This is a genomic window from Xylanimonas oleitrophica (assembly GCF_003244315.1).
Lineage (GTDB): Bacteria > Actinomycetota > Actinomycetes > Actinomycetales > Cellulomonadaceae > Xylanimonas_A > Xylanimonas_A oleitrophica.
Window position 1 is genome coordinate 39,132 of record NZ_QKWH01000009.1, and the last position, 19,466, is coordinate 58,597.

Below are 19,466 nucleotides of genomic sequence, written 5' to 3' on the forward strand. Positions count from 1 at the left end.
CGATCCCCGTCGGCGGCGCTAGAGGCGCACGCCGAGCAGCGCGTCGAGCGCGGCGGTGACGAGCGCGGTGTCGTCGCTCGCCGGGTCGGCGGCCCAGGCGTCCACGACGGCGAGCGCCGCAGGGGCGTCGAGGTCGTCGGCCAGGGCGGCACGGACCCCTGCCAGCACCGCTCCGGGCTCCGCGACGGGAGCGGCCCCGGCCAGCTGCCCGACGGCGGCACGCCACCGCGCCAGCCGCTCGGCGGCGCTCTCGAGGTCGGCGTCGGTCCACTCCCACTCGTCGCGGTAGTGGTGCGCGAGCAGCGCCAGGCGCAGGGCCATCGGGTCGACGCCGGACTCCCGGAGGCGCGAGACGAGCACCAGGTTGCCGCGCGACTTGCTCATCTTGGCCCCGTCGTAGGCCACCAGGCCCGCGTGGACGTGGACACGGGGTGCGCCGTGCGCGCCGTCGGGCGCGAGCAGCCGGTCGTGGGAGGTGGACATCTCGTGGTGCGGGAACAGCAGGTCCGCTCCCCCGCCCTGGACGTCGAACGGCAGTCCTAGCCCGTCCCGGGCGATGACGGCGCACTCGATGTGCCAGCCGGGCCGTCCGCTGCCGAGCGTGCCGCCGTCCCATGCGGGCTCGCCGACGCGCGCGCGGCGCCAGAGCAACGGGTCGAGCGGGTGCTTCTTGCCCGCCCGGCCGGGGTCGCCGCCCCGTTCGGCGAAGAGCTCGGCCATGGTGGCCTCGTCGAGGCGTGACACCTGCCCGAACGACGCGTCGGCGGACAGGTCGGCGTAGACGTCTCCGAGGTCCGCCGTGCCCTGCGCCTCCTCGGCCAGCTCGCCGGCCTCGACGGGCACGCGGTAGGCGGCGCCGGCGGCCAGGAGCCGCTCGACGGCCTCGACCACCGCGGGCACGGACTCCACGGCCCCGGTCCACGTGGCGGGCGGCAGCATGCGCAGCGCGGTCATGTCCGTGCGGAACAGCTCGGTCTGCTCGGCGGCCAGGTCGCGCCAGTCGACGCCGGTCGCGGCGGCCCGCTCCAGCAGCGGGTCGTCGACGTCGGTCACGTTCGAGGTGTGCACCACCTGCTTGCCGGCGTCGAGCCAGGCCCGCTGCAGCAGGTCGAACGCGAGGTAGGTGTTCGCGTGCCCCAGGTGGGTGGCGTCGTAGGGCGTGATGCCGCACACGTACAGCCGGGCCGTGGGGCCGGGAGCCGCCTCGACCAGCTCCCGCGTGGTGCTGTCGTGCACCCGGACGGGCACCGCGACGGCCGGTCGAGGGAGCTGCGGGACGTCGGGGGCCTGCCAGGTGCGCACGCGCCCACGATACCGGCCGGCCGGGGCCCCGACGTCAGACGACGATGCCGCCGGTGGCCGAGAGCACACCCGTCAGCAGCAGGATCACCACGACGGCGGCCAGGCCGAGCCGGTAGAGCACGAACGGCCGGTAGGAGTACGTCGAGACCACCTTGAGGAACCCGATGATCACCACGTAGCCCACCACGAAGGCCACGAGCGTGGCGATGAACGTGGCCATCGCGCCCGGGCCGCCCGGGACCGGCTGACCGATCGACTTGCCGAGCTGGTAGAAGCCCGAGCCCAGCACCGCGGGGATCGCCAGGAGGAACGAGTAGTCGGCGGCCGCCTTGCGCGTGAAGCCCATGAGCAGGCCGGCCGTGATCGTGCCGCCGGAGCGGGACACGCCCGGTACCAGCGCGAGGGACTGGGCCAGACCGAACAGCACCGCCCGCCGCGGCGTCAGCTCGCCCAGGGTGCGCCGGCGCGCACCGTGCTTGTCCGCCCAGCCCAGGATCAGGGCGAACACCACCAGCATCGTCACGGTGATCCAGAGGTTGCGCAGCGACGTCTCGATCCAGTCCTGGAACAGCAGGCCGAACACGACGATCGGGACCGAGCCCAGCGCGATGTACCAGGCCATGCGCGCGTTCTCGCGGTGCGCGCCGAGGCGGGCGGCACGGTCGGTGCCGTCGTCTCCCCGCAGCGCCTGCCACCAGTCCACGCAGATGTCCCTGATGGTGCGGCGGTAGTACAGGATCACGGCCGCCTCCGTGCCGATCTGCGTGATCGCCGTGAAGGCGGCACCAGGGTCGGAGGAGCCGAGCAGCTCACCCACGATGCGCAGGTGCGCGCTGGAGGAGATCGGCAGGAACTCGGTGAGTCCCTGCACCAGGCCGAGGAGGATCGCTTCCCACGCACTCACGAGCCGAGACCCTATAGCCTGCGGTCATGCAGGAGCGACGCGTCGGCACCTCAGGTCTGCGCGTCTCGGCGCTGGGCCTCGGCACGATGACCTGGGGCCGGGACACCGACGAGCTCGACGCGGGCGACCAGCTGCGCGAGTTCCTGGACGCCGGCGGCACGCTGCTCGACACCGCGGCGACGTACGGCGGCGGTGACGCCGAGCGGCTCGTGGGCTCCCTCCTGCGCGGCAAGGTCTCGCGCGACGAGGTGGTGCTGTGCACCAAGAGCGGGCGGTCCGCGGCGCGCGGCGACCTGCTCTCCGACCTCGACGGGTCTCTCGAGCGGCTCGGCACCGACCACGTCGACCTGTTCCTGGTCGCCTGCCCCGACCCGTCGGTGCCGCTGGCAGAGACCGCGTCGGCGCTGCGGCTCGCGGTGACGTCCGGGCGCGCCCGCTACGTGGGCCTGTCGAACCACCCGGCGTGGGCGAGCGCGCGGGCGGCGTCCCTCCTGGACGACGTGGGCCTCACCGCCCTGGAGGTGGAGTACTCGTTGCTGCAGCGCGGCGTCGAGCGCGAGGTGCAGCCCGCGGCGTCGGCGCTCGGCATGGGGCTGCTGGCGTGGTCCCCGCTGGGGCGTGGCGTGCTGACGGGCAAGTACCGGCGTACGGTGCCTGCCGACTCCCGCGCCGCATCCCCGCACCTGGCGGGGTTCGTGGAGCCGTACCTCGACGCCCGCTCGGCCGCCGTCGTCGAGGCGGTCGCCACGGCCGCCGACGGCCTGGGCCGCAGCCCCGCGGAGGTGGCGCTGGCATGGCTGCTGGCGCGCGACGAGGTCGCGGCCGCCGTCGTGGGCGCCCGCACCTCGGCACAGCTGCGCACGAGCGTGGCCGCGGCGGACCTCGAGCTGCCCGCCGAGGTGCACGCGGCCCTCGACGACGTCTCGGCGATCGAGGTCGGCTACCCCGAACGGTGGTAGCGGCCGGCGGGTCGTCACCGCACCGGAGCCCGCGTCGGCGCGGGCACCGCGTCCGGGGCGACGCCGCCTGAGGGGTCAGCCGCGCTGCGCGTCGAGCTCGTCCGCGTGGTCGGCGTCCTCGTCGTCGAGGTCCTCGTCCTCGTCGTCGTCATCATCGTCCTCGTCGTCCTCCTCCTCGAGGACGAACGGCGTGACCTCGCCGTAGACCCGCGCCAGGGCGTCGTCGTACACCTCGAAAGCGTCGGCGAGCACGTCGTACGCGTCGTCGACACGGGGGTCTTCGTCGGACCGGCGGGTCGAGACCGCGGTGTAGTGGGCCTCGAGAGCGGCGATCAGGCGGTCCAGCGCGGCACGCGGGTCTGCGGTCATGGTCCGACGCTACCGCCGACAGGGGCACAATGGGCAGGCGAAACACCCGACAGGAGCCCCCGAGAGGACGGTGACCATGGCGAGGAGCACGTCGGCCCCGGTGTCGGCCTGGCGCACCCACGGGCAGTACGAGTACCGGGTCGTGACGATCGACCGGGCCACGAGCGTCCCCGACGCCCGCCGCATGCTCACCGAGGAGGCCGAGTACGGCCGCTGGGAGCTCGCGCGCACCCGGCTCTACGTGGGCGGCGAGCGCAAGGTGTGGCTGCGGCGCAAGATCATCAAGGTCGCCTCGACCCTCTGAGGTCCCCGTGCCCGTCTTCCGCAAGTCCCGTGCCGGTGCGCCGCCCGGGTTCTTCGCCTGCGAGGCGGCGGGCCTGGCGTGGCTCGCCGCAGCACCGGGCGGCCCGCGGGTGGTGCGGGTCCTCGGCGTCGGCTCCGACCACCTCGACCTCGAGCGGCTCTCCCCCGCCCGGCCCACGCCGTCGGCGGCCCGCGCGCTCGGCCGGGCGCTGGCCGCGCTGCACGACGCCGGGGCGCCCACCTGGGGCGCGCTGCCACCGTCGTACGGTGACGGCAGCGGGTTCTTCGGGCCCCTGGACGACCCGCTGCCCATGCCGGGCGGCACCTGGCCGGACTGGCCCACGTTCTACGGCGAGGGGCGCCTGCGGCCCCTGCTGGAGCAGGGCCGGCAGCGCGGCGTCCTCGACGGTGCCGACGCCCGGCTCGTGGAGTCGGTCGCCGCACGGCTGCCCGACCTGATCGGACCGGCCGGCGACGACCGGCCCGCACGGCTGCACGGCGACCTGTGGTCCGGGAACGTCATGTGGACCACCGCCGAGGGTGCCGAGCGCTCTGCGAGCCCAGGGAGCTGCGACGGCGTCGAGGCCGTGCTCATCGACCCTGCGGCGCACGGCGGGCACCGCGAGGCCGACCTCGCCATGCTCGCCCTCTTCGGCGCTCCCCACCTGGACGAGGTGCTCTCCGGGTACGCCGAGACCCACCCGCTCACCCCGGGCTGGCAGCACCGGGTGCGCCTGCACCAGCTCTACCCGCTGGCGGTGCACGCCGTCCTCTTCGGCGGCGGCTACGTGGACCAGACCCGCACCCTGCTGCGCCGGCTCGCCGGCTCCTAGCCCGCCTCTTCCTCGCCCGCTTCCTCCAGGAGGCCGTGGTCGAGCACCGTGGCCAGCTCCAGGGTGCGGTACCCGTGGGCGTCGAACAGCACGGTGACCCGGTCGTCCGCCTCGTACCCCATCACCGTGCCGTGGCCGAACTCCGGGTGCTGCACGGCGGCCCCCACGTCGAACGGGCGGTCGGCCTCGGCGACGTCGTGCTCGGCGGCGCTGCCGGACCGGCAGGTGTCGCACCGCCCGCACGGGCCGTCCAGCTCCTCGCCCAGGTAGGCCAGCAGGTACTGGGTGCGGCACTGCTCCGTCTCGGCGTAGCCGCGCATCATCTCCAGCCGGGACTCGTCGACCCGCCGCCGTTCCTCGGCGAGCTCGACGGCGGCGTCGGCCACGGTGGTCGGCCGCGCTCCCTCCCGGGTGAGCGCACGAGCGTCCTCCACCAGCGAGCGCAGCCGCGCCAGCCGGCGCGGCAGGCCCGACGGCGCCCGCCGCCCCCGCGGCAGCGCGCGGGCCACCTCCAGCACGTCGTCGCGCGACGGCACCCCCGTCGCGAAGAACCGGCGCAGCCCCAGGTCCTCCGGCCGGTAGAACAGCACCGCCGTCGCGTCGTGACCGTCACGGCCCGCCCTGCCCACCTCCTGGTAGTAGCTGTCCGGCGAGTCCGGCACGTCGGCGTGCACCACGAAGCGCACGTCAGGCTTGTCGATCCCCATGCCGAAGGCGGAGGTGGCGACGACGACGTCGACCTCACCGTCGGTGAACCGGCGTTGCGCCTCGTCGCGCTCTGCCCGTCGCATGCCGCCGTGGTACGCCGCCGTGCTCAGGCCCTGGGCGGCGAGCGCCTCGGCCAGCTCGGTGGTGCGCCGGCGCGTGGCCACGTAGACGATGCCGTTGCCGCCGGGGCCGCTCCCGTCTGCGGCCCGCCGCGCCTCGGCCTCCACGTGCTCCACCACGGCGCGGTCCTTGTCCGCCCCGCCGACCGCGCGGCGCACCTGCAGTGCGAGGTTGGAGCGGCCGAAGCCCCGGACCAGCACGGTGGCGTCCCGCAGGTGCAGGCGCCGGACGACGTCGTCACGCACGGGCGGGGAGGCGGTCGCGGTCAGCGCGATCACCCGGGGCCGCGGGTCGAGGGAGTCGATGCGCTCCCCCAGCCGCAGGTACTCCGGGCGGAAGTCGTGGCCCCACACCGAGACGCAGTGCGCCTCGTCCACGGCCACCAGGCTGGGACGGGCGGCCCGCACGGCGTCGAGCACCTCGTCGTTCGCGAGCTGCTCGGGCGCCAGGAAGAGGAACTCCAGCTCGCCGCGGGCGGCGGCGTCCAGCGCCTCGCGCCGTTCCCGCTCGCCCGCCACCGAGCTGATGGCCCGCGCCGAGACGTCCTCGTCCCCCAGCTCGAGCAACGAGCGCACCTGGTCCTGCTGCAGGGCGATGAGCGGCGAAACCACCACGGTCGGCCCCTCGAGCTCGATGCCGGGCAGCTGGTACACCGCCGACTTGCCGGCACCGGTAGGCAGCACGAGCAGCACGTCGTGACCGTCGAGCACAGCCCTGATCGCCTCGGCCTGCCCGGGCCTCAGGTGATCCCAGCCGAAGACGTCTCGGGCCGTGCGGCGCACGTCTCGGAGGGTGGCGACGGGCTGGGACATACGACGGCTCCTGTGGGACGGGGACGAGGCCTGGCCATCATGGTCCAGGCCCCGTCCGTTCACCCGCGGGGCGGGTGCCTCCACGCGGCGGCGTGCCTCAGCAGCTCATCAGCAGGCGGTCCAGCACCCGTGTGCCGAACCGGAGGGCATCGACGGGCACGCGCTCGTCGACGCCGTGGAACATGCCCACGAAGTCGAGGTCGGCGGGCAGGCGCAGCGGCGCGAACCCGTACCCGGTGATGCCCAGGCGCGACAGCGACTTGTTGTCGGTGCCGCCGGAGAGCGTGTACGGCAGCACGGCCGCGCCCGGGTCCTCCGCGGTGACGGCGTCGACCATCGCGTCCACCAGGGAGCCGGAGAACGGCACCTCGAGCGAGACGTCCTGGTGGATCGTCTCGATGCGCACCTGCGGGCCGGCCAGCTCGCGCAGCGTGGCCATGCCCTCCTCCTCCAGCCCCGGCAGCAGGCGCACGTCGAGCGTCGCCTCGGCACGGCCCGGGATGACGTTCGCCTTGTACCCCGCGCTCAGCCCGGTGGGGTTGGAGGTGTGCCGCACGGTGGCGCCCACGAACGGTGCCGCCGGGCCCAGGGCACGCACCAGGGCGTCGACCGCGGCCGGGTCCTGCGCGTCGAACGGCAGGCCGGTGAGGTCGGCGACGCCGCGCAGCAGCTGCTCCACCGTGGGGGTCAGCGTGTACGGCCAGGCGTGACGGCCGATGCGGGCGACGGCCTCGGCCAGCGCCGTCACCGCGTTGTCCAGGTTCACCGCCGAGCCGTGGCCGGCGCGGCCGTCGGCGACCAGGCGGAGCCACGCCAGGCCCTTCTCCGCCGTCTGCAGCAGGTACGCGCGCCGACCGCCCACCTCGACGGAGAACCCGCCCACCTCGCTGATCGCCTCGGTGGCGCCCTCGAACAGGTCGGGGCGGTTCGCCACGGCCCACTGTGCGCCGTGCACACCGCCGGCCTCCTCGTCGGCGAACATCGCCACGACGACGTCGCGCGCGGGCTTGCGTCCCTCGCGGACGAGCTGTCGCACGACCGCGACGATCATCGCGTCCATGTCCTTCATGTCGACGGCGCCGCGGCCCCACAGCAGGCCGTCGATCTCCTCGCCGCCGAAGGGGTCGACGCTCCAGTCCTCGGCTCGCGCCGGGACCACGTCGGTGTGCCCGTGCAGCACCAGCGCCGGCCGCGACGGGTCCGCGCCCTCGATGCGGGTCACCACGGACGTGCGGCCGGGGCTCGCCTCGAACACCTCGACGTCGAGCCCCACCTCCGTCAGCAGGCCTGCGACGTGCTCGGCGGCGAGACGCTCGCCGGGCCCGGTCCCGTCGCCGTAGTTGGAGGTGTCGATCCGCAGCAGGTCCTGGCAGATGCGGGCGACCTCGTCCTGCGCGGTCACAGGGGCGGGCGCGGGGGCGGTGGTGTCCGTCATGCGTCCACCGTACCGATCGTGGTGTCCAGGCCCCGGCGGGCCAGGAGCGGCCCGATCTCGGGGTCGGCGCCACGCAGGTCGCGGAACGAGTCCATCGGGTCCTGGGAACCGCCCCGAGCCAGCAGACGGCGGCGGAACGTGTCGCCGTTCTCGCGCGTCAACCCGCCGTTCTCCACGTACCAGCCCACCGTGTCGGCGTCGAGCACCTCGGACCAGATGTAGGAGTAGTACCCGGCCGAGTACCCGGAGCCGAACACGTGGTTGAAGTACGTGGTGCGGTAGCGCGGCGGCACCGGGTCGAACGCCACGCCCGCCCGCTCGAGCGCGGCCCGCTCGAACGGGACCACATCCTCGACCGAGGCCGGCACGTCCTCGGGCGTCAGGCGGTGCCACGCCTGGTCGAGGAGAGCCGCGGCCAGGTACTCCGTCGTCGCGAAGCCCTCGCCGTAGCGGCGCGAGGCCAGCATCGTGGCCACCCACTCCTCGGGCATCGGCTCCCCGGTGACGTGGTGGACGGCGAACGAGCGCAGGATCTGCGGCTCCCACGCCCACATCTCGTTCACCTGGGACGGGTACTCCACGAAGTCGCGCGGCACCTCGGTGCCCGACTGCGACGGGTAACGTACGTCCGAGAGCAGCCCGTGCAGCGCGTGCCCGAACTCGTGGAAGAGGGTGATCACCTCGTCCCACGACAGGAGCGTGGGGCTGCCGGCCGGCGGCTTGACGATGTTGAGGTTGTTGACCACCACGGGCCGCTGGCCGAGCAGGTGGTTCTGGTCCACGAGGTTGTTCATCCACGCGCCGCCACGCTTGGACTCGCGCGTGTACCAGTCGGCCAGGAACAGGCCGAGACCCTCGTCCGGGCGGCCGGGCTCAGGAGAGTCGAACACCTCGAACACGCGCACGTCCGGGTGGTAGCCGGTCAGGTCCGGCCGCTCGGCGAACGACAGCCCGAAGAGCAGGTGGGCGGCCTTGAAGACGCCGTCGTGCACCACCCGCTCCAGCTCCAGGTACGGCCGCAGGGCGGCGTCGTCCAGGGCGTAGCGCTCCTGGCGCACCCGCTCGGCGTAGAACGCCCAGTCGCTGGCCCGCAGCACGGCGTCGGGGCCGTGCTCGGCCCGCAGCGCCACCTCCAGGTCGGCTGCCTCGGCGCGCGCGTTGGCGACCGCCGCGGGGGCCAGGCGGCCCAGCATGTCGGCCACCGCCTCGGGGGTGCGCGCCGTGGCGTCCTCCGCCACGTACGCGGCGTGGTGCGGGTAGCCGAGCAGACGGGCCCGCTCCGCGCGCAGGCGCACGATCTCCAGGAGCACCGACCGGGTGTCGTGCTCGGAACCGTCCGCGCCGCGCGACTCCGACGCCTGCTGGACCCGCTCGCGCAGGTCACGGTTCGTCAGGGAGGAGAGCAGGCCCTGGTGCGTGGGGAGCTGGAGCTCGATCAGCCAGCCTTCCTGCCCGCGGGCCTCGGCCGCCGCACGGGCACCGGCGCGTGCGTCGTCCGGCAGGCCGTCGAGCTCGGCCTCGTCGGTCACCAGCACTGCGGCGGCGTTGGCCCCGGCGAGCAGCCGGCGGCCGAACTGCGCCTCCAGGGTGGTCAGCCGCGCGTTGAGGTCACGCAGCGCAGCCTGGGCGCCGGAGTCCAGCTCGACGCCGGCCCGGCGGGCCTCGGCCAGCCGGCGGCGCAGCAGCCAAGCAGCGTCCGGGGCGAGCTCCACCTCCCCCGCCTCCGCACGCTGCTGCAGCGCCCGCAGCCGCTCGTACAACCGGCCGTCCATCGTCAGCGCGTCGTGGTGCGCCGCCAGCTGCGGCGCCAGCCGCTCGTGGACGTCCTCCAGGAACGGGGTGGCGTCAGCGCTGAGCTGGTTGAAGAACGCGGTCAGAGCACGGTGCAGCAGGCGACCCGAGCGTTCGAGGGCCTCGAGCGTGCTCTCCACCGTCGGCGCGGTGGTGTCGGCTGCGATCGCCTCTACCTCCTCGCGCTGGGCGGCCATGCCCGCCACGATCGCCGGTTCGTAGTGCTCGGGGCGGATCGCGGTGTAGTCGGGCAGCTCGTAGGGCAGGGTCGACGGCGCGTCGAACGGCGTGGTCATGCGTGACATCCAACACCCTCAGCGCACCCGTCCGAGGCTGCCGTGCCGGTCGAGAGCGAGCTCGGCGTCCAGGCCCAGCCGGGCGAGGAACACCTGGTCGTGGCTCACCACGAGCAGCGCTCCCCGGTAGGCGCCGAGCGCCTCGACCAGCCGGTCGACGCTCGCGATGTCGAGGTTGTTCGTCGGTTCGTCCAGCACCAGCAGCTGGGCCGGGGGGTCCGCCAGCAGGAGGCGGGCCAGGGTCACCCGGAACCGCTCGCCGCCCGAGAGCGTGGCCACCGGCCGGTCGACGGCGTCGCCCCGCACCAGGAACCGTGCGAGACGTCCGCGCAGCGCACCGGGCGGGACGTCGGGGGCACCGGCCCGCACCGCGTCGAGCACCGTCGCCGCGTCGTCGAGCAGGTCGAGCCGCTGCGGCAGGTATCCCACCCGGTCGGTCAGCAGCCCGTCACCCGCCACGAGCCGTTCCAGCAGCGTCGTCTTGCCGGCGCCGTTGGGCCCGGTCAGGGCGAGCCGCTCGGGGCCCTGCACCACGTGCTCTCCCCCGCCGCTGCCGCGCAGCACGGCCAGGCGGCGCCCGGCCGGCACGGCCGGGTCGGGCAGGTCCACCACGATGCGGTCGTCGTCGCGCACCGCCCGCTCCGCGGCCTCGACCGCGGCCCGTGCCGCGTCCTCCTTGCCTGCCGCCTGCCCTCGGCGCGCACCCTGCGCCTTCTCGGCGGCGTTGCGCCGCTCGTTGATCGCCCCCTTGACGTAGCGGGCCTCGGCGACGTCCTTGCGGCCGCGCCGCTCGGAGTGCGCGATGCGCTCCTCCGTCTTGATGCGCTCCGCCTTCTCGCGGCGCAGCACGGCCTCCGCGTCGCGCAGCGCCCGCTGCGCCGCCTCCTGCTGAGCGGCCAGGTGCTGCTCGTAGACGGAGTAGGTGCCGCCATACGTGGTCAGCGCGCCGGCCCGCAGCTCGGCCGTCTCGTCGACCAGCTCCAGCAGCGCACGGTCGTGGGAGACGACGACGAGCGCGCCCCGCCAGGTCCGCACGAGCTCGTGCAGGCGTTCACGGGCACCACCGTCGAGGTTGTTGGTGGGCTCGTCCAGCAGCGCGACGTCGGCGCCGCGCAGGCGGATGCCCGTGACCGCGGTGAGCACCGCTTCGCCGCCCGACAGCGTCCCCACCCGCCGGTCGAGATCGTGAGGCAGGTCGGTCGCGGCGAGCGCCGCGACCGCTCGCTCCTCGGCGTCCCAGGCGTCGCCGACGACGTCGAACAGCTCGGGCCGCACGTCCCCCGACTCGATGGCTCGCACCGCATCGACGACGGCACGCACGCCGAGCAGGTCGGCGACCGTCAGCTCGACGTCGAGAGTGAGGCGCTGGGGCAGGTGGTCGACGACGCCGTCGACGGTCACGCTGCCCGACGTCGGGTGCAGCAGGCCCGCGACCAGGCGCAGCAAGGTCGACTTGCCAGCGCCGTTGGCGCCGACCAGGCCGGTGCGGCCACGGCCGAACGCGCCCGACACGTGGTCGATCGGGGTGGCCCCGTCGGGCCAGGCGAAAGTGAGGTCGTTCAGGACGACGGAAGGCATGCGGGAGTCTCCGGGGTGTCGGCTGGTGCGCCGACGGCTCGACCCGTCACAGCGGGGAGCCCTCGCGGCGCGCGGTCAGGCGGCGGCCCGGAAACCCGTCATCCCTCAGTCCTTCGCAGCTCGGCGGCCGTCCCCTCTCACACGCGGCGGCAGCCACGGGGACGCCTGCGAGCGTCTCACGCGGCGCTGGCGGCGTGCAACGGTATTGGCACGCCACGCCCCCGGGCGCCCGTGCTAGACGCGCACCGGCCGGGGGCCCGGCACGGGCGCGACGTCGGCGGGCCACGGCTCGCCCGGCTCGCGCCGGTCCCCGGGCAGCAGGGTGCCGATCCAGCCGTCGACGCGCTCACCGCGCTGCAGCAGCAGGCCCCGCACCTGCGCCTCGAGGCGGAACCCCGTCTTCCAGGCCACACGCCGTGACGGCCAGTTGCCCACCTGAGCACGCCACTCGACCCGTGCGAGGCCCAGGCCCTCCGGGTCGAGCCCGTAGTCCACCACCAGGCGCACCGCCTCGGTGAGCAGCCCGCGCCCCCGCGCGTCCGGTGCCGCCCAGTAGCCGATCTCGCCGGAACGCTGCCCCTCGGGAGCACGGTCCAGGGTCAGGCCGACCATGCCCAGCACGGGCGGCTCCGGCTCGCCCGGCAGCACGTCCCCCGGTACCCGCACCGCCCAGGTGAGCGCGCTCTCGTCCGCCCAACCGCCGTCCGAGTACTCCCGGACGAACCCCTCCGCGTGCTCGCGCAGGTACGGGCTGGGAACGGTGGTCCAGCGCTGGATCTCCGCGTCCTGACAGATCTCGGTGATCGCGTCGACGTCCGCCTCGGTCGGCGCGGAGAGGCGGACGTGCTCGTTGGCCAGGACGAACGGCTTCATGACCGCAGCATGCCAGGGCCCGGGCCCGGGCCGCCGCACCTTTTCGCCGGACCGCGCACCGGCCCCGGGCCGGTCAGCGTCCTCGCTCAGCGGCCCTCGGTCACCGGGACCGGCGGGGCCTCGTCGCCCTCGCCGCCCTCGCCGTCGTCGGACGCCCCCTGCACCACCGGCGCCGCGTCGTCGGGCACCGGCGAGCCACGCCGCAGCGTGGCGTAGACGGTCCAGGCGACGGCGAGCACCGGCACAGCGACGACGGCGCCCAGGATGCCCGCCAGCACCGTGCCGCCCGTCACACCGAGAGCGATGACCACCGGGTGCAGGGACACCTGCTTGCCCATGATGAGCGGCTGCAGCAGGTGACCCTCGATCTGCCCGATGAGCGCGATGCCGATCATCACCACCAGCGCCTGGACCGGCCCCTCCGCGGCCAGGGCCACGACCGCGGCCACGATCATCGCGGCCGGCGCACCGACGAGCGGGATGAACGCCCCGATGAACACGAGCACCGCCAGCGGCGCCGCCAACGGGATCCCCAGCACGGTCAGGAACACCCCCGCGAGGATCCCGTCGATGATCGCGATGATCACCGTGCCCCGCGCATATCCCGAGAAGCTGTACCAGCCCGCCCCCGCCGCGGCGCTCCAGCGCTCCCGGTGACGCTCCGGCACCTGCAGCAGGAACCACTGCCACATCGAGCCGCCCGATACCAGGAAGAACACCGTGCAGAAGATCGCCAGCGCGATCACGGCGAAGCCCTCGGCCACCGTCCCTGCGCTCGCCACCGCCTGGCTCGCCAGGTCACCGCTGTTGTCGGTCACCCAGCGCCGCCCCGCGTCGATCGCCTCGTTGATCTGGTCCCACGACACGTCCACCGGCAGCGGCCCGTGCTGCAACCAGTCGACGATCTGGTCGATGCCACGCGTGAACTGGTCCGCCAGCCGCTCCCACTGCCCCGCCACCGATGCCACGACGTACGTCAGCAAGCCCCCGAACACCAGGAACGCGCTCAGGAACGCCAACGCCACCGCCAGCGGTCGAGGCATCACCCGGGCGTAGAAGTCCGTGACCGGCTTGAGCACCGACGTCAGCACCAGAGCCAGGAAGACCGCCACGAACACCAGCTGCACGTGCACCGTGGCATAGACGATCAGCGACACCGCCACCACGACGGCCACGAACCGCCACGACCACCCGGCTGCGGTGCGCAACCAGACCGGCACGTTCTCCGTGCTCGCCGCCACCTCGCCGCCCTCGCGGCGAGCCTGGACCACCCGGCGCGCCTCCGGGCTCAGCGTGGGCCGGTCCCCCTCGGTCAACGCTGTCACCTCCACCGATGCGGTCGCGCACGCCCGTCTGGCGCCTGGTGCGCCTCAGTCTGCACCCTGCGCCGCCGCCCGGCACCAGGCCGCAGCGGATTTCAGGCCGACCCCCGTGACGTGCTATGTTCTTCCCCGCACCGAGACGGCGGAAACGCCGGAACGGGTCACCTGTCCGGGTGGCGGAATGGCAGACGCGCTAGCTTGAGGTGCTAGTGCCCTTTATCGGGCGTGGGGGTTCAAGTCCCCCTCCGGACACTCGTTGAGACAGCGACGAACGAAGCCCCTGGGTCCACAACCAGGGGCTTTTTTCGTACCCTCACCCCGGCCCCGCGGCACCCAGCGAGCACCCATGCGCCCCTGCTCTCCGGCACGCGAGACTGTGCTCACACGTCGTAGTAGAGCTCGAACTCACGAGGGGCCCGTGCACTGCTGCCGCCCCCACGGTGCGCCCTGAGCCCTCGTTCGCGCGGACCTTTGCTCTGGGAGCAGATGTACGCCGCACCTTGCCGCGCGAAGGGGCGACCGCGAGGCGATTGAGCCTCGAAAGAAGGGCTCCGGCCTTCACCTGAGCCGACTTCGACCCGTTCGCATGGCCCCCGCTTACGCGGGGAGCACCCCGCTACGGCAGTACGCGCCGCCAAGCGGGCGGGATCACCCCCGCTTACGCGGGGAGCACGGCCTGAGCGTGGTCGAGAGGCCCATATGGGGAGGATCACCTCCGCTTACGCGGGGAGCACCACGACGTCGCGCCGCCTCAACTGCACGAGAGCGGGATCACCCTGCTTACGCGGGGAGCACGCGTCCTGAGCCGTTGACCTCGGGACAAGCCGGGGATCACCCCCGCTTACGCGGGGAGCACCGTGACGGTGTACGGCTGATGACCGCCGACCCGGGTGGGATCACCCCCGCTTACGCGGGGAGCACACCCCGGCCTGGTCCAGGGCGTGACGGACGAGGGGATCACCCCCGCTTACGCGGGGAGCACCCTGCCTCCATCAGGAGGCGGGGGCCGCTGTCGGGATCACCCCCGCTTACGCGGGGAGCACAAGAAGGTCACCGAGTTCAACCGCGACATCGTGGGATCACCCCCGCTTACGCGGGGAGCACAATCTGGGCGCCCTGGACCCCCGCGACTACGGGGGATCACCCCCGCTTACGCGGGGAGCACTGAGGCAGCAGCAGGGACAGGTACGGGTGCGACGGATCACCCCCGCCTACGCGGGGAGCACCCCGCGTACTCCGTGTTGTTCACCACCACACGGGGATCACCCCCGCTTACGCGGGGAGCACACCCCCGGCGTGCGCGTCGCCCGCACATGGCACGGATCACCCCCGCTTACGCGGGGAGCACACGTAGTCGAGAGCGATCTTCGACGCGGCGCCGGGATCACCCCCGCTTACGCGGGGAGCACCAGGACTTGAACCTGCGACCGTCCCGTTACACGGGATCACCCCCGCTTACGCGGGGAGCACCTCGTCCGCCGCAACAGCGGTGGGACCGCGCAGGGATCACCCCCGCTTACGCGGGGAGCACGCGCCGAGCCAGGCGAACAGGCCGCTGTCGAAGGGATCACCCCCGCTTACGCGGGGAGCACGCCTGGCGCGCCTTGGTCTCGAGGTCGTCGACGGGATCACCCCCGCTTACGCGGGGAGCACAAGAGCGTTTCCGCGACATCGGGGCGTGCGGGAGGATCACCCCCGCTTACGCGGGGAGCACAAGCGGGAGGCGACCGATGAGCGCCGCCGACACGGATCACCCCCGCTTACGCGGGGAGCACGGCGAAGTGGTGCGGTTGTTGGCCTTGTAGTCCGGATCACCCCCGCTTACGCGGGGAGCACAACTCCCGCCGCGGCATGACCGCGAACGGGAACGGATCACCCCCGCTTACGCGGGGAGCACGGCTGCGCTGAGGGCAGAGGCTGCCCTCGCTGCGGGATCACCCCCGCTTACGCGGGGAGCACTGGGCGATCTTGCCCGACAGGGCCTTGACCTTGGGATCACCCCCGCTTACGCGGGGAGCACCGCATCGCTCTGGTGCCGGTCGACATGATCGAGGGATCACCCCCGCTTACGCGGGGAGCACATCGACCTGCGTCTGCGCGGCTGGTACCGGCCGGGATCACCCCCGCTTACGCGGGGAGCACCGCGTGCTCGAGCACCCCGACTACGGCGGGGTGGGATCACCCCCGCTTACGCGGGGAGCACGTCGGCATCAAGGTCGCCCGCATCGTCGCCTCGGGATCACCCCCGCTTACGCGGGGAGCACGCGATCCCGCCCGAGAGCGTGGACTTGCCGTTCGGATCACCCCCGCTTACGCGGGGAGCACCCCCGGTGGTCAGCGTTGCCATGGTGGGTCTCCGGATCACCCCCGCTTACGCGGGGAGCACGTGGACTCCTGCACCTGACGGAAGTCCACGAGGGGATCACCCCCGCTTACGCGGGGAGCACGGTCATCGCGTTGGCCTCCCTGCCATGGCGAGCGGATCACCCCCGCTTACGCGGGGAGCACTCCGATCAACCAGACGTTCTACCCCGCCTCGAGGGATCACCCCCGCTTACGCGGGGAGCACCTTGAGGTGGTCGACCCGGCGACGGGCCGCTGGGGATCACCCCCGCTTACGCGGGGAGCACACGAGGTGGCCTGCGTGGGTACGGCCACGAGGGGGATCACCCCCGCTTACGCGGGGAGCACCGGGCCGCGCAGGCGCTCGCCCGCACCTGAGCGGGATCACCCCCGCTTACGCGGGGAGCACCACAGGTCGATCCAGTCGAGGACGGCGGTGTGGGGATCACCCCCGCTTACGCGGGGAGCACGTGCAGCTCACGCAGGCGCACACAGGCGGCGAGGGATCACCCCCGCTTACGCGGGGAGCACCACGAGGCGCAGGTGGCGTCACTGCTGGCGAAGGGATCACCCCCGCTTACGCGGGGAGCACCCGAGCCGGTTGCCGAGGCGGCCTGCCTGCGCCGGATCACCCCCGCTTACGCGGGGAGCACACTTCCTGACCAGCAACGATACCCAGCCGATCTCCCATTCGCGTTCAGTCCGAGCGTTCGGCCGACCTCGGTCACGTGTCCGTGCGGCGCGCATCCCGACGTCGTCTCCGCGCGGCCGCAGCACGCCCCTCGGCGGCGTCGAGCTCGGCGTCCACGGCGTCCAGCGCGGCACGGCTCTCCTCCTGCGCCGCCTGAGCCTCCCGCAGCGCGGCGCGCGCCTCGTCGCGTGCCGTCAGGAGACGCTGCATCTCTTCCTCCAGACGGCCCACCTCGGCCTCGCGCTGCCGCACCTGAGCCTGCGCCGCCTGGAACGCCTGGTCGAGGTCGTCGCGCCGGGCCTCCAGCCGGTCCACCCCGTCGGCCGTCTCCTGCACCGCCCGCTCGGCGTCCGCGAGCGCCTCGGCCGGCGGCTCGGGCACGGTGTCCGCCTCCCGCTCGGGACCTGCCTCGGGCTCGGGCCTGGTCGCCGGCTTGGCTCCGCCGCCCGGCTCGGTGGGCGGTGGGTCCCCCGCCTCGCGGCGCAGGGCGACGACGTCGGCCGTGTCGCCGCCCTCGTCCACGATGCCGAAGCCGACGTGCTGGAGCGCCTGGGCGAGCCGACCGCCGCGTACTGCGGCTGCGGCGTCGGGGTCCATGACCGCCGCCGTCAGGGTCTCGGCGAGTCGGTCCAGGGCGTCGGTGGACACGGGCCGCCCGTCGATATCCCCTGCTTCACGCACCTGCCCCACGAGCGCGTCGGTCCGTTCGCGTCGCAGACGGTCGAGGGCGGTGATCCGTCCGCGGTCGCGGTCGGCCGTCGCGGCGCGCAGCTCGTCTCCGAGCGAGGCGAGCGCCGCCACCTCGTCGGGGTGCCGGCGGGCCACCTGGTTGACCACCCAGGCGGCCACGGTGGGCCGCCGGAGCTTCTTGACGCGGGCGGCCCCGACGCGGTCGCCGCCGGCGGCCACCTGCTTGGCGGCGGCGTCGCGTGCGGCGACGAACTCCTCGAGCGGGCCCGCGTAGAGAGCATCCACCAGGGCGTCGGTGTCGGTCTCGCTCACGCTGCCCACCCTGGCACGACGGCGGCGGCCACGCCGCGGGCGGGCAACCGGCACCGCCGAGGCGGGAGCGGGCGGGCACCCGGGGGCACAGCACAGGCCCTGGGCCGGGGGTCCGGTCCAGGGCCTGCACGTCAGGGCTCAGGTGGGTCAGGTCCCGTCGATCAGGTCCCCGGAGGCGGCGTCGTGTTGTCGGTGCCGCCGAGCTGCTTGAGGAACTCGTGACAGCGCTGCGCCCGCTGGGAGTCCTCCGCCATGACCTGCTCGAAGAACTGGGCGATCTCTTCCTGGCCTGCGTTGCGGGCGTCACGCACGTACTGGCCGTAGTCGTGGCCAGCCTTGAGCGAGTGGTACTGCACGGAGATCAGGTCGAACGTCACGTCGTCGAATCCGGTCTCACCGGTGGCCATACCGGTCACCTCCGTCCTTGCTCGGTGCCCGCCGCCCGTGCGGCGCGGGCCGATGGACGCGCCCGCCGACGCTCGACGACGGGCGCGCCCCTTCACCGTCGGACGGTGTGCGGCCACTCACCACCCGTCAGGGCGCCCCTTCTCGGCGACGGTCCGGGCGGGGCTCGGCGGTCCTTCCCGGCCGTGTGCGAGCCACCGGGGCCGGTGCCACGCTGACCGGGATCGACGACACGAGCGAGGGAGCAGCGATGCGAGCCATGGTGTACCGCGGGCCCTACCGGGTCCGCGTGGAGGAGAAGGCCCCGCCGCGGATCGAGCACCCGAACGACGCGATCGTGCGTGTGCAGCTCGCCGCGATCTGCGGCTCGGACCTGCACCTCTACCACGGCCTGATGCCCGACACACGGGTGGGTCACACGTTCGGCCACGAGTTCATCGGCGTGGTCGAGGAGGTGGGGCCGTCGGTGCGCAACCTCTCGGTGGGCGACCGCGTGATGGTGCCGTTCAACATCTTCTGCGGGTCGTGCTGGTACTGCGCTCGCGGCCTGTACGCGAACTGTCACAACGTCAACGCGAACGCGACGGCGGTGGGCGGCATCTACGGGTACTCGCACACGACGGGCGGGTACGACGGCGGCCAGGCTGAGCTGGTGCGGGTGCCGTTCGCGGACGTGGGCCCGAGCCTGATCCCGGAGTGGATGAGCGACGAGGACGCGGTGCTGCTGACGGACGCCGTCGCCACCGGCTACTTCGGGGCGCAGCTCGGGGACATCAAGGAGGGCGACGTCGTCGTGGTGTTCGGTGCTGGCCCGGTGGGGTTGGTGGCGGCGCAGTCGTCGTGGCTCATGGGGGCCGGCCGCGTCATCGTGATCGACCACCTGGAGTACCGCCTGGCCAAGGCGCGCGAGATGGCGCACGCGGAGACGTACAACTTCGTGGAGCACGACGACGTCGTGGTGCTGCTCAAGCGGATCACCGACCACCTGGGGGCGGACGTCGCGATCGACGCCGTGGGTGCCGAGGCGGACGGCAACCTGCTGCAGCACGTGACGGCGGCGAAGCTCAAGCTCCAGGGCGGGTCGCCGGTGGCGCTCAACTGGGCCATCGACTCGGTGCGCAAGGGCGGCACCGTCTCGGTGATGGGTGCGTACGGTCCCATCTTCAGCGCGGTGAAGTTCGGCGACGCCATGAACAAGGGCCTGACCCTGAACATGAACCAGGCGCACGTCAAGCGTCAGTGGCCGCGCCTGTTCGAGCACGTGCGCAACGGGTACATCAAGCCGAGCGACATGGTGACCCACCGGGTGCCGCTGGAGCACATCGCGGAGGCGTACCACATGTTCTCGTCGAAGCTGGACGGCTGCATCAAGCCGCTGGTCACGTTCGACGCCTGACCCGACGCCCGAGAGGAGACCGAC

General features: G+C 73.5%; 15 protein-coding genes, 1 tRNA gene and 1 CRISPR repeat array. Of the genes, 5 read left to right on the plus strand and 11 right to left on the minus strand.

Annotated elements, in window-relative coordinates:
- Nucleotides 1-18 precede the first annotated feature (18 nt).
- Nucleotides 19-1,302 (minus strand): cysteine--1-D-myo-inosityl 2-amino-2-deoxy-alpha-D-glucopyranoside ligase, encoded by a 1,284-nt coding sequence (mshC, locus tag DNL40_RS11410; RefSeq protein WP_111251388.1) that lies wholly within the window; start codon nt 1,300-1,302, stop codon nt 19-21.
- Nucleotides 1,303-1,336: 34 nt separating this feature from the next.
- Complete coding sequence (locus DNL40_RS11415) at nt 1,337-2,206, minus strand: undecaprenyl-diphosphate phosphatase (protein ID WP_111251389.1); 870 nt, start codon at nt 2,204-2,206, stop codon at nt 1,337-1,339.
- A gap of 26 nt (nt 2,207-2,232) precedes the next feature.
- Here DNL40_RS11415 and DNL40_RS11420 point away from each other — a divergent pair, with 26 nt between their 5' ends.
- Nucleotides 2,233-3,165, plus strand: a complete 933-nt coding sequence (locus DNL40_RS11420; RefSeq protein ID WP_111251390.1) for an aldo/keto reductase — start codon at nt 2,233-2,235, stop codon at nt 3,163-3,165.
- Nucleotides 3,166-3,240: 75 nt separating this feature from the next.
- Here the strand turns inward: DNL40_RS11420 and DNL40_RS11425 are convergent, their stop codons facing one another.
- A complete protein-coding gene (locus tag DNL40_RS11425) occupies nt 3,241-3,534 on the minus strand; it encodes a primosomal protein (protein ID WP_111251391.1) in 294 nt (97 codons plus the stop codon).
- A 76-nt stretch (nt 3,535-3,610) separates the two neighbouring features.
- Between DNL40_RS11425 and DNL40_RS11430 the strand changes: the two genes are divergently transcribed.
- Both DNL40_RS11430 and DNL40_RS11435 read left to right on the plus strand, forming a co-directional pair.
- Nucleotides 3,611-3,838 carry a DUF5703 family protein gene (locus DNL40_RS11430; protein ID WP_111251392.1) on the plus strand — a complete coding sequence of 76 codons (228 nt, stop codon included), beginning with the start codon at nt 3,611-3,613 and terminating at the stop codon, nt 3,836-3,838.
- 7 nt (nt 3,839-3,845) lie between these two features.
- Nucleotides 3,846-4,670, plus strand: coding sequence for a fructosamine kinase family protein (locus DNL40_RS11435; RefSeq protein WP_111251393.1), 825 nt, complete (start codon nt 3,846-3,848; stop codon nt 4,668-4,670).
- Here the strand turns inward: DNL40_RS11435 and DNL40_RS11440 are convergent.
- From DNL40_RS11440 to DNL40_RS11465, 6 genes are all read right to left on the minus strand, one after another.
- Entirely contained in the window at nt 4,667-6,310 is a 1,644-nt protein-coding gene (locus tag DNL40_RS11440) for a RecQ family ATP-dependent DNA helicase (RefSeq protein WP_111251394.1), read from the minus strand. The genes DNL40_RS11435 and DNL40_RS11440 overlap by 4 nt on opposite strands.
- A gap of 97 nt (nt 6,311-6,407) precedes the next feature.
- Nucleotides 6,408-7,745, minus strand: a complete 1,338-nt coding sequence (locus DNL40_RS11445; protein WP_111251395.1) for a M20/M25/M40 family metallo-hydrolase — start codon at nt 7,743-7,745, stop codon at nt 6,408-6,410.
- Nucleotides 7,742-9,841, minus strand: a complete 2,100-nt coding sequence (locus tag DNL40_RS11450; RefSeq protein ID WP_111251396.1) for a M3 family metallopeptidase — start codon at nt 9,839-9,841, stop codon at nt 7,742-7,744. The genes DNL40_RS11445 and DNL40_RS11450 overlap by 4 nt, the downstream gene beginning before the upstream one ends.
- Before the next feature lie 9 nt (nt 9,842-9,850).
- The gene (locus tag DNL40_RS11455; protein ID WP_111251397.1) at nt 9,851-11,410 is read right to left on the minus strand and encodes an ABC-F family ATP-binding cassette domain-containing protein; all 1,560 of its coding nucleotides are present in this window, start codon (nt 11,408-11,410) and stop codon (nt 9,851-9,853) included.
- A gap of 234 nt (nt 11,411-11,644) precedes the next feature.
- Nucleotides 11,645-12,283: a GNAT family N-acetyltransferase gene (locus DNL40_RS11460; protein ID WP_111251398.1), complete on the minus strand. Its 639-nt coding sequence runs from the start codon at nt 12,281-12,283 to the stop codon at nt 11,645-11,647.
- Between the two features lie 86 nt (nt 12,284-12,369).
- Nucleotides 12,370-13,599 carry an AI-2E family transporter gene (locus DNL40_RS11465; protein ID WP_425450778.1) on the minus strand — a complete coding sequence of 410 codons (1,230 nt, stop codon included), beginning with the start codon at nt 13,597-13,599 and terminating at the stop codon, nt 12,370-12,372.
- 173 nt (nt 13,600-13,772) lie between these two features.
- On the opposite strand from DNL40_RS11465, the gene DNL40_RS11470 reads away from it, so the two are divergent.
- Nucleotides 13,773-13,857, plus strand: a tRNA-Leu gene (locus DNL40_RS11470).
- 575 nt (nt 13,858-14,432) lie between these two features.
- A CRISPR array of direct repeats spans nt 14,433-16,601; the repeat unit is 29 nt; unit sequence GGGATCACCCCCGCTTACGCGGGGAGCAC.
- A gap of 71 nt (nt 16,602-16,672) precedes the next feature.
- On the opposite strand, the gene DNL40_RS11475 is transcribed toward DNL40_RS11470, so the two are convergent.
- Nucleotides 16,673-17,641 carry a hypothetical protein gene (locus tag DNL40_RS11475; RefSeq protein WP_111251458.1) on the minus strand — a complete coding sequence of 323 codons (969 nt, stop codon included), beginning with the start codon at nt 17,639-17,641 and terminating at the stop codon, nt 16,673-16,675.
- A 161-nt stretch (nt 17,642-17,802) separates the two neighbouring features.
- Nucleotides 17,803-18,048 carry an acyl carrier protein gene (locus DNL40_RS11480; RefSeq protein WP_111251399.1) on the minus strand — a complete coding sequence of 82 codons (246 nt, stop codon included), beginning with the start codon at nt 18,046-18,048 and terminating at the stop codon, nt 17,803-17,805.
- A gap of 248 nt (nt 18,049-18,296) precedes the next feature.
- On the opposite strand from DNL40_RS11480, the gene DNL40_RS11485 reads away from it, so the two are divergent.
- Nucleotides 18,297-19,442 carry a zinc-dependent alcohol dehydrogenase gene (locus DNL40_RS11485; RefSeq protein WP_111251459.1) on the plus strand — a complete coding sequence of 382 codons (1,146 nt, stop codon included), beginning with the start codon at nt 18,297-18,299 and terminating at the stop codon, nt 19,440-19,442.
- Nucleotides 19,443-19,466: the final 24 nt, after the last annotated feature.

What these genes read in the sequence shown, in the direction of transcription:
- DNL40_RS11420 (WP_111251390.1), top strand. Translation starts at nt 2,233, where the DNA reads ATGCAGGAGCGACGCGTCGGCACCTCAGGTCTGCGCGTCTCGGCGCTG.
- DNL40_RS11425 (WP_111251391.1), bottom strand. Translation starts at nt 3,534, where the DNA reads ATGACCGCAGACCCGCGTGCCGCGCTGGACCGCCTGATCGCCGCTCTC.
- DNL40_RS11430 (WP_111251392.1), top strand. Translation starts at nt 3,611, where the DNA reads ATGGCGAGGAGCACGTCGGCCCCGGTGTCGGCCTGGCGCACCCACGGG.
- DNL40_RS11440 (WP_111251394.1), bottom strand. Translation starts at nt 6,310, where the DNA reads ATGTCCCAGCCCGTCGCCACCCTCCGAGACGTGCGCCGCACGGCCCGA.
- DNL40_RS11445 (WP_111251395.1), bottom strand. Translation starts at nt 7,745, where the DNA reads ATGACGGACACCACCGCCCCCGCGCCCGCCCCTGTGACCGCGCAGGAC.
- DNL40_RS11450 (WP_111251396.1), bottom strand. Translation starts at nt 9,841, where the DNA reads ATGTCACGCATGACCACGCCGTTCGACGCGCCGTCGACCCTGCCCTAC.
- DNL40_RS11455 (WP_111251397.1), bottom strand. Translation starts at nt 11,410, where the DNA reads ATGCCTTCCGTCGTCCTGAACGACCTCACTTTCGCCTGGCCCGACGGG.
- DNL40_RS11460 (WP_111251398.1), bottom strand. Translation starts at nt 12,283, where the DNA reads ATGAAGCCGTTCGTCCTGGCCAACGAGCACGTCCGCCTCTCCGCGCCG.
- DNL40_RS11480 (WP_111251399.1), bottom strand. Translation starts at nt 18,048, where the DNA reads ATGGCCACCGGTGAGACCGGATTCGACGACGTGACGTTCGACCTGATC.
- DNL40_RS11485 (WP_111251459.1), top strand. Translation starts at nt 18,297, where the DNA reads ATGCGAGCCATGGTGTACCGCGGGCCCTACCGGGTCCGCGTGGAGGAG.